Consider the following 13,271-nt stretch of genomic DNA (forward strand, 5'->3'; position numbering starts at 1 on the left):
AACTAAACGTGTGTTATTTGAGGCGGATCTCGCGCATCCGGTCGCCGCCGCTGATAATCAGTGAATTGAACGCGCGGCCGCGTGTTACCTGCGCCACAGAGAAATCAAACTCCCCGGCAAACCGCTCCTTGCCGGACAGACTGTAGACCCGACAGGAATTTTCGTTATTTAGGATGACGAAATCGCCCTGTATATTTATGTTACGCCACGAATACGAGAAATCTGCCGTACCCATAGCGGTTCCATCGGATTTAAACATGCTCAAACGGCTCTCACTTCCGCCCTCGGTGTTGTCCGAGATGACCGCCACATAGTCCTTCGACCATGCCACGCCGCGGACTTCCCCGTCGATCTCCGCCTGGCGCACCAGCGCCGGGCTTGTTACATTTTCCAAAGAGAAAAATGCCACCTGATCATCCGCAAATGCACACGCGTGATCCTCGTCGAGGAACCGGACGCGCGGACAGATGCTGTCTCCCAGCTCATCAAAACCTCCGACCAGACGGTCTGGATAATTCTTTCCATATTCGGAGAAATTGTAAAATACAATCCGGTTTTTGAGTGCCCCGTCCTGCAGATACAGGTCGGAAAGCATGACCTGCGTACCATCCGGCGATAAGGAAACGTCCATCAGGTAACCATTTCCCGACATAACCGTCTTGATCGCCCAGTCAAGCTCGCTGCCGTCTTTCTTGAAAAAGGTCACATACGAAGCATTGCTGTCCTCCACCAGCGCCGCCACGATGCCGTATGCCGATACACTGACGCGCAGGATCGGCAGAAGCGTCGTCGCCTGTCCCTGGCTTCCGGTCTTGTCCACAATATAAATATCATTGCCCTGCTGGTCCCCGATCACGGCATAATCGCCGTTAACATAGCAGATCGGTGATTTCAGCTCATAACTCATCGACCAGACCGCCTTGCCGGACTTGTCCAGATAGGAAGCTCCGTCCTCGTGTATTTCAGGACATTTTCCCCAAACGGGACAAATTCCGTCGTGCTGCTCTCACTCGCCGCAATCTCTTTTTCCCACGCCACCGTATAGTCCGTGTAGGCATGGTTATCTTTATAATACATAAAACCAGCCGCCAAAAGCGCCGCGATTAACACCGCCGTCAGCACCCTGCGGAGACGTTTCCGTCTGGAATGGCGCTCGGCTTTCTCCGCCACCTCTTCCTCATTTTCCCCGTGGCTTATGCCCCGGCGGGGAAACATGTCCTGCGTGGCGGTGTCGATCACACGCCCTCTCAGCTGCTTTTTCTTCTGTTCCCGTTCAATCGGTTCATCTCACTCATTTTTTTATCTCCTGTAGCTGGACTGCCATCTTGATTATACACTATTTTAGATGGTTTGGCATTATCTTTTTGCTATTCTCCGGACACATCCGGCAGCACCAGCGTCTGCCCTGCGATAATGCGGTTTTCATCGGTCAGATGGTTGACCGCAAGGATATCGTCCAGATGACGGATATTGCCATAAAGCTTAAAACAGATCCCATAGAGCGTCTCCCCGTCCCCGACCGTGTACGTGCCGCCGGGCTTCAAGTTTGTGACCGGATAGTCCTGTCCCGCCGTCGAATTGCCGCCCGGATTCGGCAGGTCGCGCTGTGCCTCCGGCTCCGGCAAAATGTACGGGGCTTTCGTCTCCGCCATTTTTCCGTCCTCTTCGCTCTGCCCGCCGGAAGCCTGTCCATTCTGTCTGCCTGCTATGGCAGTGCCCTCTGTGTCTCCATCCGCCGCGCTCTCAAGTGTCCATTTATGCGCCTGTCCTCCGTTCTCCGCTGTTGTTCCGTCTGCATCCACATCCGCGCCGGCCTCGCCGCTCTCAAGCGGCGTCACACTGCCACGGAGCTGTTCCACCGTGACCGCCTCTTTCCCGTCCGCAGTGCCCCGCACACCATCCGGAAGGACGGATACCAGCACACTCTCCATCTCGCGCATTTTCTGGTAATTGCCGAAAAGCACCACGCCGCCGGCAAGCACCGCGACCGAAAGCACGCCGCACAGCGTCCCCAGCGCCCGGATCGTCCCGTAACGCGACGCCGCCTCCTGCTGCCGCTCTTCCATCCGGTTACGGAAATCGCGGATCACCCGATCGCCGGTGCCTGTCTCCACCCGGCGGGCGTCCTTCCGCAGAATCATATAGTCCTGCATCATCTGGTTTTTCTCGTAGTATATATGATATCCTTTCAAACGGTAAAACCCGTCCTCCGACATCACATAGTATGCCGCCTCACCGTCCACGCCGCTGTTTATGTACATAAGCTGGTTTTTCCCACCGAAATACTGCTTGTGCAGCCGCCAGTAGGTCAGGGGACTTAACATACACCCCGCGCGCCGCAGATAAACCACCCCTGCACGGTCTTTTTCGGAAATGTCTCCTCCATCCGCTGGTATGCCTTTTTCCATGCCGCCTCCGAAAAGACAATCTTCTCCCCGGACGGCACAACCTCCTCCATCTCCAGCGCCCCGTCCACAAAGAGGCACGGAACCTCCTGCTGTGGATCCGAATTTCCGAGCAGCAGCCCGACCCGGAGTCCCGGTCCGCCGGATGGATATACCTGTTTCAAATACGTGTTTACATAATCCTCCACATACAACCGGACCACCTCATCCCGCTCGCCGATCTGCCGGATATTTTTCGGCAGTTCTGCGCGGGAACCAGAATATTCTCCCATATGTTCACCCCGCTATGATAGATTCTCCTGAAACCGGGTCTGTACTTGCTTCCATGATTTGATTGCTGCACCGTGCAGCATTTTCAGTGCTGAAAATACCTGCTCAAATACAGTAACATGATTTTCCGTAATTTCAGGAGTATGATGAATTTCTTTCCGCCTATCATAACGCCGATTGCATGCAAAATTTGTCAAACGGAGGCAGCATCCAGGCAAAAATTTTCGACAAGCCCGATCCCCGCGCTGATGCAGTCTGCCAGCTGCATGACGAGTGCCAGGCGGATACTCTGCAGCATCATCGGATCGTAATGGCTGCAGCCCGCCACGATCCCGGTGATAAAGAGATCTCCGACCGCGTGAAGCTCCTTGCAGACGCCAAGCCCCGGCTTTAAAGCCCCACGCCCCAGCGTGACATAGCCGACGTGGTTTTCATCGCCAACCGAGGCATCGACCGCCACCACCAACGCATCCGGGTACCCATTTTTTAAAACCTGTACGTAATGTTCCAGGTTCATCGCGTGCACGGGGCGATCAAGTGTTCCGAATACCAGCGTACCGCGCCGCCGTTCCTGTTTGAGTTTATATCCGATCAACGGTCCCAGACTGTCTCCGGTCGAGCGATCCGTGCCGATGCAGAGGAAAACCAGTTTCTTTTTATGCCTTCGGGTCATTTCTTCCTGAATCAGCCCACTTAACTGCCCTGCCAACTCTCCCACCGCGTCCCGGCGGGCTGAATTGTAGTAATATATCTCCGGACTGCCACCGAACCGGCTGCGTCCCCGTCTGTTCATCTCCCACACCGTCCTGTTTTCTCCCTGCCTGTTGGACAGGGGTTGTTTTACCTTTATTATAGGCAGGGTGGCAGGAAATTATGCGAAAATTGAAGGATATATACACGGACGAAAAAAGATGTGACAGAAGGCAGCTTTACAGCGCCCGGTGTCACATCTTTTTTCTGGTTGTTCCTATATCTAATTATTTATTTTTATGAAATAATTTCCACAGTTTACTTTCCGCCGCGTTCGCGGTATTCTGCGATGACCTCGCTTAAATTAACGGCTGTGCTGTTATCCAGAATATGTTTCAGCGCGTCCAACTTTTCTGGATTCAGAAATTCCTTGCCTAAGTAGCACTCGTAGGTATCTGTGATAAAGATTCTCTTTTCCTTGATTACCGTCTCGGTATAGTGCAGGCGGCTCTCGACCTCCTGATGACCTTCTTTGAGTTGTTCGAGCTTTGCACGGCTGTTGCTGGTGATCTCATCGGTCAGGATGGTTTTTGTCACATTTTCGAAGGTGTTTAATGCGTCCTTTTTCTTCTTCGCCGTCTCCTCCAGATCCTGCTCCATCTGGGAGATCTCATCGTCGTATTTTTCCAGATCGTAGAGCGCTTCACTGCGATCCCGACGGATCGAGGAGGTGATCACCGCGATCTTGCGGTTGTTCGCCGCGATCAGACTGCGGATCGAACGTCCTTCCTGCAGCGCCGCCAGATGGCGATCCTTCGTCCAGTTTCCAATCAGGATATACAGTCCGCCAAAAACAACCACATCCACGCCGTAGATCATCGCCAGGTATAAAGTCTTCTGTTCTGGAAGCAGCTTGTAGATGCCGCACGGGATCAACAGGAAACAGATCGCAAAGGTAATCAACACCGTCAGAAATTCTTTGAATCCCTCGGGAAATACAGCGCATAGTACAGTGGGCTTTTGCAGACAAATGGAACACGATCCGACTGGAACAGCGTCCGCATCCGCACGGCAAGCTCTCGGTTGTGCGCGTGAAGCTCCTGCGTTTCTTCCTTAATCCGCTCCTTGATGCCCTGGTTTTTCGCCTTTTCGCGGCGTGTCCGCGTGCGTTTCAGCTTATCCTGCAGCTTCCCAAGCTCATCGTCATAGCTTTTTTCAATCTCATCCCGGCGCTTTTTCACGGTCGAATTCACGGCATCCGCCACCGCTTTCCGCTCCGTCTCCAGCACGCGCAGACGCTTTTTCTCTTCCTGAGCAAGCGTCTCCTCCTGTTTTTCAAACTCCGCCAGCTCCACCACTGCCTGTCTGGCGTCTTCCAGAAATGTTTTCACATCCGTTATCGCCTGTGCCATCTCGCCCCTCCCGGTCTTTGTCTTTTTGTAACGGCTGCCTGCCCTTTATTCTTCCAGCACCTGTATCTCCAGATAATCGAAATCGATGCTCTCGATAAAGTTGTCCTGGGTAAAACGCGCCTTATCGTGGCGTTTGAACTCCTCGATCGTCTTATCCAGCCAGACCGGATGCCCCAGATCAAAGGCATAGCAAATCTGGTCGATCGCGTCAAACACCATCGCCGTTCTCGACATTGTATAATCACCGTTGCTGATCACAATATCCCTAAGCATCCGGTTTTCCTTCATCATTTTTCCCCAAAGACGAAACATCCTGCCGTTCCTTTCCCGCTGTCAAATTTCATTTTTACCGTGTCCGGATGTTCTCTCCGGACATCTTTTCTCACAATCTTATGTCCAGTATATCAGCTTTTTTAAGAGTTGACAAGGCGGGGCTTTTCGGCAAAATTCACTGCCACTGTGTCATCGTGCAGCACTTCCCATTGTGAACCTCACATGGCTAAAGTCACATGCTTCTCAGCCGTTTTAAACGGCAAGACTAAATATCGGCGGATACGCCAGTAACTTAGAATTTGTGCGGATACGCACTTTTCCCATGCCGGATACGGCTGGTTTCCACATTACAGGTAGTCCGCTGTATATCTGCCTGCGTTTATGCCGCTTTTAAATTGTTTACTTCTACATAAAGCTTTCTTAAATCTGCATAAACACATGAGGTTCTACGCTTCACCGCAGGTACTTTTGCCTCCAGTGAAGACCTTCCCGTTTCCGGCAAGGGTTTTAAAAGTTCCCGTATAAAATATCTCACTCCGATATTATAAAAAAACGCCTCTATCAGTTTTTGCTGATAAAAGCGTTTTTTATTCTATGTTCCATTTTCTATGTGTAGATCTGGGCTGCAGTTTCCTTCATGGAACATGCCAGAGTGAACGCCGCAGAACGCATATTCTTTTACAGACCCGCTCCTTACAGTCTCTTAAGCAGCGCCTCTCTCGCTTCCTCATAGCCCGGTTTGCCAAGCAATGCAAACATATTTTTCTTATAGCTCTCTACGCCCGGCTGGTTGAACGGATTGACGCCCAGAAGGTATCCACTGACGCCGCAGGCAAATTCGAAGAAATAGAAGAGCTGTCCTAAGCTGTACGCATCCATCGCCGGGATCGTCACTTTCAGGTTCGGCACACTGCCGTCGGTATGTGCCAGAATCGTGCCGTTCATCGCACTCTTGTTGACGAAATCCACGCTCTTGCCAGCCAGATAGTTCATACCGTCCGTGTCAACATCTTCTTTCTTCAAAATGATCTCCGCCGGAGATTCAGCCACTTCCAGAACTGTCTCAAACATGATTCTCGCGCCGTCCTGGATGAACTGACCCATCGAATGAAGATCGGTCGTTAAATCAACCGCTGCCGGGAAAATACCTTTCTGATCCTTGCCCTCGCTCTCGCCGTAGAGCTGTTTCCACCACTCCGATACATAGTGCAGGCTCGGCTCATAGTTTGCCACAATCTCGACCTGTTTTCCCTTCCGGAGCAGAATGTTGCGGACCGCCGCATATAACAGAGCAGAATTCTTCTCAAACGGAGTCTCCAGTGCATTCTTTCTCGCGTCTGCCGCGCCCTGCATCAACGCATCTATATCCGCGCCGCTGACCGCGATCGGAAGCAGACCGACTGCCGTCAGGACGGAGAAACGACCGCCAACATCATCCGGAACCACGAAGGACTCATAGCCCTCTTCATTTGCCAGATTCTTGAGTGCTCCCCGCGCCCGGTCTGTCGTCGCGTAGATTCGCTTGTTTGCCTCTTCTTTACCATATTTCTCAATCAGCATCTCCTTAAATACACGGAATGCGATCGCCGGCTCCGTTGTCGTACCGGACTTAGAAATAATATTGATAGAGAAATCTTTTCCATCGACCAAATCCATCAGATCATGGATGTATTTGCTGCTGATGCTGTTGCCAACGAAGTAAATCTCCGGTGTTTTTCTTTTTTCTTTCGGAAGATTATTGTAAAAACTATGGGACAGGAACTCGATCGCCGCTCTTGCGCCCAGATACGAACCGCCGATACCGATTACCAGCAGGACATCGGAATCCTTCTGAATCTTCTCCGCTGCTTTTTTGATGCGTCCGAACTCTTCCTTATCATAGTCCACCGGAAGGTCGATCCATCCAAGAAAATCATTGCCCGCGCCGGTCTTTTCTACCAGCGTCTCTCTTGCCGCCTGCACGCCCGCCTTGATACCGGCGATCTCTTCCTCATGAATAAATGCAGCTGCTTTTGAATAATCAAAGATCACATCTTTTCCCATATGTTTCCTCTCCTTTGCATTTCAGCCGTCCGCAGGCGGCGTGATTACTTTGTCAAAAACTTAACTTATCTTTATTATAGCAATCTGGACACCCGTGTGCAACCAGTTTTCAGTTGGAATCATCATTTACAACCCCGATAAATACTCCCTCATAATATCCCCCAGAACCTGCGCCTCCTCGCGGCTCAAACCTTTCATCCAGTCACCCGCATTTGCCTCGCCATTTCGTGTTTTCCGCGTATCCCGGCTTGCTGCAATCTGGTCGAGGCTCTGCTTCAAATACTCCATTTCCTTGTCGCCGGAACGCTCCTTCGCTTCCTGCCTGGGACCCGTATTGTTTTCCGTTTCATTTCCTGATACCATCCGGCGATCCGTAAGATGCCCATCTGTCTCATGCTTGTCCCGTTCCTCCGGTTCGCGCGGTGCAGTGCGAACTGCCCGCATCAGATTCTGTGCCCGTGCATCCCGCTCACGGAACGGATTCACTCTCATCGCTGTCCGCGATTTTCCTTTTTCAAACTCCGTTTCTCCCAGATCCCGGTTATCCGTTTCAGCATCATCCCGACCACTCACGCCGCGATCTGCCCGCAGAGTACTCTGCAGCCATTTCGGCATTTCCCGCACATTCGAGTCCACGCCAGCAACTCCGCCGGATACTCCAGAGGCTCCGGACATTTCCTGTCCGCGCGTCTCCTTCTCACGTGCCGCCCGAAGGAACACCGAATTATCCACATACTCCAAAAGCGCCGTTTCCAGCCGCTGCTGTTTCTGGTCAATCTGGAAACAGCTATCGATAAATGCCAGAAACAGACCGCTCATGACAGCTGCCGACGCATACAGCACAATATAGCTCGCATCCAGCTCATACCAGTACGCCAGAAATGCCTCCGCTGCTCCGGTCAGAAGCCCTAAAAGCACCATTTCCATTGACACGCCGTTCCACGCATCCAGCGAAATATGTAAAAATGAAAATCCGTCAATCTGCTTGTCCAGATATGCCTGCGTGTTCACGATGTTCTGTCCCAAACGGCAGGTATTTTCCAACCGCTGCTTCAGATTTTGAAGATTCTTGTTCCGGGTCATCGCCATGTTGTCAGTTTCTTTTAATAATCTTTTGTAGAGGCTCCGTGTAATCAACTTGCTGACAAATCCGATCATTCCGATTGCCGCAAGAACGGACAGCGCTTTTCCAGTTTGTAAAAATTCCAGCATAAAAAAGCTCCCCTTTCTCTACTTCCGGATCACTTCCGGGTGGCTTGCCACAGGTCAGGTTTAGGCGCTTCGCAGTTTGTCTCTTGCAATTTGCTTTTCACATTTTGCTTTTCACATTCTGTTTTTTGCGCCTGTCAAATCCCGTCTGCATCGTGGCTTTATTATATCCACCGAAAGAGTCTTTGTGAAGATGAGAAAGGGGAAAATCGTTCGTCAAATTCTGCCTTAATTCGATTTTTAATGGGGGTTTAACAACACTTTGCAAGAATTCTCCCATCCTCTCTAGGTGGTGAGATGAATTGCCTTTTGGGAAAATCATGCAATATCTGGCATATTAAAACTGCACATATCTGTGCACATAAATGAAAATAAACACGTGAGAACAAACGTTCTAAAAGGCATGGACAAACGAGTGTTCCTGTGTTATAATATAATCAGCCGAAAGCAAAAGAAAAGGCTTGAAAATATCGGGAGTTGAACTTGATACAGAAAGAAAAATCTCCTGATCTCCCCCAAAAAACGCAGATTTTGTTCGGGACTGCGTAGATACGAAACAGTTCCGCTCATAATAACAGAACCGTGGGACACACGGGGATAGCTCGCCTATGCTTTGCCCAATAGGGCAATCGAACGAGAAGCCCCCCACTTCCAGCGTTAGCTAAGTGGAGGGAGTATGTCACGCAAGCAATATCATTCATAATTCACACATTAGATAAACAGGATTTAATTTTTATTAATTCTACTCATCCAAAACCAAGAAAAATTACTGTAACTGCTGTTTTCCTACAAAACTTTTCTTTTCAAATTTTCGTGCTTATGAATTTAATTATGCCTCATAACGAGATGCCATCTCTAATAAGAGGTTTACCGAATGCTTGATCGCCTGCGCTTCAAATGCCGCATAGTCCATACCCGCACTGTCATCTGCCTTATCCGAAATGGCACGGATGATCAGGAACGGGATTCCGTTTAAATATGCCGCCTGTGCAATCGCTGCGCCTTCCATCTCGGTACAGCTTGCGCTAAACTGCCCGATCAGCCACTCCTTTTTTGCCTTATCCGAGATAAACTGATCTCCGCTTACCACGCGTCCCGGAAATGCCTGAATCTCCGGATTTACCTTCTGGTTGCACTCAATCGCCAGCTCGCGCAGCTTCTCATCCGCCTCAAATGCAAAGGTATCTACACGCGGAATCTGTCCGATCCGATATCCGAATCCGCTCGCATCCATATCATGCTGCACCGCATCCGTCGATACAACGATATCGCCAATGTTAATCTCCGCGCGCAGGGAACCGGCGATACCTGTGTTCACAATCGCACTGATATGGAACCGATCCGCCAGAATCTGACTGCACATACCCGCATTTACCTTGCCGATACCAGAGCGAACCACAACCGCGTCCTTTCCGCCCAGTTTGCCCTGATAAAAATCCATACCGGCTACACTTGTCACGGTGACATCTGTCATTTTCTCCTTGATCTGAGCCACCTCTTCATCCATCGCTCCGATGATTCCTAACATCTGTTTGTCCTCCTGTTTTTTCTATCATTCATCCTTCTATCCTTTTTAACGCGACCGTATCTTCACAGTTCACACGTTGTGCAAACTGTAACAGAATTTTGCTGATGCTTCGCATTCCAAATCAGCAAAATCCACTGCCAGAACAGTATCGTACGGAATTTTCAGTTCAGAAAATTCCTACCTGTAAACAATAACACCGTATCTTCTCAAAAAGTATACTGGATTTTTGTTATCTTGACAACACCTTTGCTGACAGACTATAATCATTTTACTGCGGTGGATTCCCGCCACAGCAGATTAAAACTCATACCATTTTACCATTTGAGGAGGTTTTATCATGACATACAAGACAAAGGGAGTCTGTTCCCGTGAGATTAATTTTGAAGTAGAAGATAATAAAGTAAAGAATGTGCAGTTCGTCGGCGGCTGCTCCGGCAACACACAGGGCGTTGCCCGCCTGATCGATGGCATGGATATTGACGAGGCAATCTCCCGCATCGAAGGCATCCAGTGCGGCTTCCGCCCAACTTCCTGCCCGGATCAGCTGGCACAGGCGTTGAAGGAGTATAAGGCGAACGTGAAATAAGTATCTTTTGGTAGATTCTTTCAGACCCGCCGACATAGTGAAAAACCATTTTAAACCCCCACCTGAAAACATCTGGAATTTTGAATCCAAAAATTCCTGGATGGTTGCAGGTGGGGGTATTTATGTGATCGCTTTTTTCATACCATTTCGTGTTGCAAATATAGATTTAGTAACACTGTCCCCGTTTAGAATTAGTCGCCGTATTCAGTGATTTTGATTCCCTCTGTTTTTGTCATAAAGGACTGTCCCTTTCCATTTGACTCTACATAATGAACGCCAACTACTCTATAATAATAACCCGTCTTTTGATTTTTCACAGTAAATTCATTTGTCATTCCTGATAAATCTTCTGTTGGAAAATCTTCTTTTTTGGCATCATATATATATCTTGAAACCTCCACCCATTTACCGTCCTCTTGTCTTTGCAGTATTGCAATATTTTTGATTTTATCACACTCTATATGAGCTAATGTTTCAATAATGATACCAATATCACCTTTCCCCAAATTGCTAATACGTGTTGTTGCGGTATCAATAATGCTTCCCCTCGGTTCTATTCCTACAGCTACTCCCTCCGCAGAATTTTCATCCAACAACCTAGTCGTATTATAATCAGCTACTTCAATCGAAAAACCATCAATATTTTTTATTTCACCCGCCTGAACCTGTATCGCTGCCATTGCCATAATAAATCCAGCGCAAATTAATGTATAAATTTTTCTTCTCATAAATCCTCCCTAATTTCCTTCCAAACAAAGGTTTTTAACTATTTTACAAAATTCTTTCTGTGGCATTACTCCAGAAATCTGGTAATAAGCATCTCCTGTTTCATAATAAGAACTATACTCTATCTTTCCTGTATCTATGATAGCTTTGTTTATAATAATATTTGCTCTCAAAAATTCATTTATAGACACTTTTTTCTTTTTTTCTATCTGATACAACACTTACCGAATTTCCAACATCTCCTGTTTGTTGCACCAATTTCACTTTATATTCCCCATATTTAAAATACATAACTGATCTTGTTTCTTCTATATCAGCTTTCACATATTCCAAATTTTTAGGTATATAAGCTAATTTCATGACTTGAATTTTTGTTTTTCTAGCTATCTCTGTATATACTTTATCTAGTTCATCCTCTCCGGAAATTGCCTTGACATTATTTAAAACAATATCACTCCGCACACTATCCCGTTCCCGCACCACATACCGATACTCCCTCTTCGCCCCAGCCGAAATCCCCATCGCCACAACCATCACTGCGATAGCGGCGGCAGCTACAGAAACTTTCACAATCGTTTTCAACCGGCGTGGTTTGCGAGCTTCTTCGTGCAGTTTGACAATGTTCTCACTGGATGATTCTTTTTCACTTTCCGGGCTTGTTCCCACCTCCGCTTCTAACTTTGCCATCAACCTCTCAAAGCCGTCTTCTGGTTCTGGAGGTATGTCGCTGTCTTTTACTTCCGTCTGTGCAAGGATAAAATCCTTCAACAGCTGATCTTCGCTGACTCCAAACGCTTCCTGCAGCAGGCGCTCTGCATCTTCTCCAGCTTTTTTTCCGCGCCGGCTTCTGCTCACTTTTTATCCCTCCTATCTGTCCTCGTCCTAACTTTTAGGTTGACTTTTCTTTTTTTCCGTTTACTATACTAAATGTAACCCTTTGCGGGTATGATAAAGCATAAAAACAGTTGTTTTCAGGTTATGGTTGTCCCCTCACACCGTAACCAGCGGCTGATGTGTGGAGGAAACTACTATGAAAAAAATCATTCTGACCGGCGGTGGTACTGCAGGTCATGTTACACCGAATCTCGCCCTGCTTCCGGCACTGCGCGAGGAAGACTTTGAGATTCACTATATTGGTTCTTATAACGGCATTGAGCGCCGCCTGATCGAGGCAGCCAGCATCCCTTACGATGGAATCTCATCGGGAAAACTGCGCCGTTATTTTGACCTTAAGAATTTTTCAGATCCGCTTCGCGTTCTGAAAGGATACTTTGAGGCTCGCAAGCTTATGAAAAAATACAAACCGGATATCGTCTTTTCCAAAGGCGGTTTTGTCGCTGTTCCGGTCGTTCTGGCTGCCAAGCATTATAAAGTGCCTGTCATCATCCATGAATCCGATATGACCCCAGGACTGGCAAATAAAATCTGTATTCCAGCCGCTTCCAAGGTATGCTGCAACTTTCCGGAAACACTTAAATATCTTCCGGAAGATAAGGCGGTTCTGACCGGTTCCCCGATCCGTGAAGAGCTTCTGCACGGGGATCGTCTGGCGGGACTCCAGTACGCCCATCTTTCTGCCGATCGCCCAGTAATCCTGATCATCGGCGGAAGCCTCGGCTCCGTCACGGTCAATCAGGCTGTCCGCGGCATTCTTCCGCAGCTTCTGAAAACCTATCAGGTAATACATATCTGCGGAAAAGGCAATCTGGATGAGTCTCTCATCGGCACCGAAGGATATGTTCAGTATGAGTATGTGGATAAACCACTCCGCCATCTCTTTGCAGCGGCAGATCTGATCATCTCCCGCGCGGGCGCAAATTCCATCTGCGAAATTCTGGCACTCCGCAAACCGAACATTTTGATCCCTCTGTCGGCTGCTGCCAGCCGCGGCGACCAGATCTTAAATGCCAACTCCTTTGCAAAACAGGGATTCAGCACCGTTCTGGAAGAAGAAGTTTTAACCGCAGATACTCTCAGCCAGGCAATCGAAGAGACCTATAAAAATCGCCAGCAGTTCATTGATAAAATGTCTGAAAGCCACTTAAACAATGCTGTCAAAACCATCATGGGGCTGATTCATGATTGCACACGCAGTTAGTAACATTGCTACGTTTGTATAGTACAAGACT

The 13,271-nt window shown here is 48.7% G+C and carries 15 protein-coding genes; 2 read left to right on the forward strand and 13 right to left on the reverse strand.

The genetic code is table 11. The features are described from left to right. Nucleotides 1-13: 13 nt before the first annotated feature. The 11 genes from DWZ16_RS11355 to DWZ16_RS11400 form a co-directional block, all read right to left on the reverse strand. Nucleotides 14-907, reverse strand: coding sequence for a DUF5711 family protein (locus DWZ16_RS11355; protein ID WP_243015339.1), 894 nt, complete (start codon nt 905-907; stop codon nt 14-16). Next, nucleotides 904-1,215 carry a hypothetical protein gene (locus DWZ16_RS16255; RefSeq protein ID WP_243022010.1) on the reverse strand — a complete coding sequence of 104 codons (312 nt, stop codon included), beginning with the start codon at nt 1,213-1,215 and terminating at the stop codon, nt 904-906. Before DWZ16_RS16255 ends, DWZ16_RS11355 begins: the two co-directional genes overlap by 4 nt. A gap of 152 nt (nt 1,216-1,367) precedes the next feature. Further along, the gene (locus DWZ16_RS11360; RefSeq protein ID WP_412694336.1) at nt 1,368-2,408 is read right to left on the reverse strand and encodes a LysM peptidoglycan-binding domain-containing protein; all 1,041 of its coding nucleotides are present in this window, start codon (nt 2,406-2,408) and stop codon (nt 1,368-1,370) included. Next, complete coding sequence (locus DWZ16_RS16915; RefSeq protein WP_412694337.1) at nt 2,318-2,677, reverse strand: hypothetical protein; 360 nt, start codon at nt 2,675-2,677, stop codon at nt 2,318-2,320. Before DWZ16_RS16915 ends, DWZ16_RS11360 begins: the two co-directional genes overlap by 91 nt. A gap of 191 nt (nt 2,678-2,868) precedes the next feature. Next, the gene (gene yyaC, locus DWZ16_RS11365; protein ID WP_118522891.1) at nt 2,869-3,468 is read right to left on the reverse strand and encodes a spore protease YyaC; all 600 of its coding nucleotides are present in this window, start codon (nt 3,466-3,468) and stop codon (nt 2,869-2,871) included. A 215-nt stretch (nt 3,469-3,683) separates the two neighbouring features. Next, nucleotides 3,684-4,331, reverse strand: a complete 648-nt coding sequence (locus DWZ16_RS16920) for a hypothetical protein (protein ID WP_347475118.1) — start codon at nt 4,329-4,331, stop codon at nt 3,684-3,686. Between the two features lie 2 nt (nt 4,332-4,333). Continuing rightward, a complete protein-coding gene (locus tag DWZ16_RS16925) occupies nt 4,334-4,777 on the reverse strand; it encodes a hypothetical protein (protein ID WP_347475117.1) in 444 nt (147 codons plus the stop codon). Nucleotides 4,778-4,822: 45 nt separating this feature from the next. Continuing rightward, on the reverse strand, nt 4,823-5,089 hold the full coding sequence (locus tag DWZ16_RS11375; protein WP_107001749.1) for a hypothetical protein: 267 nt from the start codon (nt 5,087-5,089) through the stop codon (nt 4,823-4,825). 654 nt (nt 5,090-5,743) lie between these two features. Continuing rightward, nucleotides 5,744-7,093, reverse strand: coding sequence for a glucose-6-phosphate isomerase (locus DWZ16_RS11385; protein ID WP_107001753.1), 1,350 nt, complete (start codon nt 7,091-7,093; stop codon nt 5,744-5,746). Between the two features lie 126 nt (nt 7,094-7,219). Beyond that, entirely contained in the window at nt 7,220-8,305 is a 1,086-nt protein-coding gene (locus tag DWZ16_RS11390; RefSeq protein WP_118522874.1) for a hypothetical protein, read from the reverse strand. An 826-nt stretch (nt 8,306-9,131) separates the two neighbouring features. Then, a complete protein-coding gene (locus DWZ16_RS11400; protein WP_118522876.1) occupies nt 9,132-9,830 on the reverse strand; it encodes a 5'-methylthioadenosine/adenosylhomocysteine nucleosidase in 699 nt (232 codons plus the stop codon). Nucleotides 9,831-10,167: 337 nt separating this feature from the next. On the opposite strand from DWZ16_RS11400, the gene DWZ16_RS11405 reads away from it, so the two are divergent. Next, a complete protein-coding gene (locus DWZ16_RS11405; protein WP_022360027.1) occupies nt 10,168-10,416 on the forward strand; it encodes a TIGR03905 family TSCPD domain-containing protein in 249 nt (82 codons plus the stop codon). 191 nt (nt 10,417-10,607) lie between these two features. Here DWZ16_RS11405 and DWZ16_RS11410 read toward each other — a convergent pair whose 3' ends face one another. After that, entirely contained in the window at nt 10,608-11,144 is a 537-nt protein-coding gene (locus tag DWZ16_RS11410; protein WP_118522877.1) for a DUF6147 family protein, read from the reverse strand. Between the two features lie 175 nt (nt 11,145-11,319). After that, nucleotides 11,320-11,997, reverse strand: a complete 678-nt coding sequence (locus DWZ16_RS11420) for a hypothetical protein (protein WP_118522879.1) — start codon at nt 11,995-11,997, stop codon at nt 11,320-11,322. Nucleotides 11,998-12,172: 175 nt separating this feature from the next. On the opposite strand from DWZ16_RS11420, the gene DWZ16_RS11425 reads away from it, so the two are divergent. Further along, on the forward strand, nt 12,173-13,240 hold the full coding sequence (locus tag DWZ16_RS11425) for an undecaprenyldiphospho-muramoylpentapeptide beta-N-acetylglucosaminyltransferase (RefSeq protein WP_022360424.1): 1,068 nt from the start codon (nt 12,173-12,175) through the stop codon (nt 13,238-13,240). Nucleotides 13,241-13,271: the final 31 nt, after the last annotated feature.

Source organism: Clostridium sp. AF29-8BH (assembly GCF_003478145.1).
GTDB classification, from domain to species: Bacteria; Bacillota; Clostridia; order Lachnospirales; family Lachnospiraceae; genus Otoolea; species Otoolea fessa.

What these genes read in the sequence shown, in the direction of transcription:
- DWZ16_RS11355 (WP_243015339.1), bottom strand. Translation starts at nt 907, where the DNA reads ATGAGTTATGAGCTGAAATCACCGATCTGCTATGTTAACGGCGATTAT.
- DWZ16_RS16255 (WP_243022010.1), bottom strand. Translation starts at nt 1,215, where the DNA reads ATGTTTCCCCGCCGGGGCATAAGCCACGGGGAAAATGAGGAAGAGGTG.
- DWZ16_RS11360 (WP_412694336.1), bottom strand. Translation starts at nt 2,408, where the DNA reads ATGGAAAAAGGCATACCAGCGGATGGAGGAGACATTTCCGAAAAAGAC.
- DWZ16_RS16915 (WP_412694337.1), bottom strand. Translation starts at nt 2,677, where the DNA reads ATGGGAGAATATTCTGGTTCCCGCGCAGAACTGCCGAAAAATATCCGG.
- yyaC (WP_118522891.1), bottom strand. Translation starts at nt 3,468, where the DNA reads ATGAACAGACGGGGACGCAGCCGGTTCGGTGGCAGTCCGGAGATATAT.
- DWZ16_RS16925 (WP_347475117.1), bottom strand. Translation starts at nt 4,777, where the DNA reads ATGGCACAGGCGATAACGGATGTGAAAACATTTCTGGAAGACGCCAGA.
- DWZ16_RS11375 (WP_107001749.1), bottom strand. Translation starts at nt 5,089, where the DNA reads ATGTTTCGTCTTTGGGGAAAAATGATGAAGGAAAACCGGATGCTTAGG.
- DWZ16_RS11385 (WP_107001753.1), bottom strand. Translation starts at nt 7,093, where the DNA reads ATGGGAAAAGATGTGATCTTTGATTATTCAAAAGCAGCTGCATTTATT.
- DWZ16_RS11390 (WP_118522874.1), bottom strand. Translation starts at nt 8,305, where the DNA reads ATGCTGGAATTTTTACAAACTGGAAAAGCGCTGTCCGTTCTTGCGGCA.
- DWZ16_RS11400 (WP_118522876.1), bottom strand. Translation starts at nt 9,830, where the DNA reads ATGTTAGGAATCATCGGAGCGATGGATGAAGAGGTGGCTCAGATCAAG.
- DWZ16_RS11405 (WP_022360027.1), top strand. Translation starts at nt 10,168, where the DNA reads ATGACATACAAGACAAAGGGAGTCTGTTCCCGTGAGATTAATTTTGAA.
- DWZ16_RS11410 (WP_118522877.1), bottom strand. Translation starts at nt 11,144, where the DNA reads ATGAGAAGAAAAATTTATACATTAATTTGCGCTGGATTTATTATGGCA.
- DWZ16_RS11425 (WP_022360424.1), top strand. Translation starts at nt 12,173, where the DNA reads ATGAAAAAAATCATTCTGACCGGCGGTGGTACTGCAGGTCATGTTACA.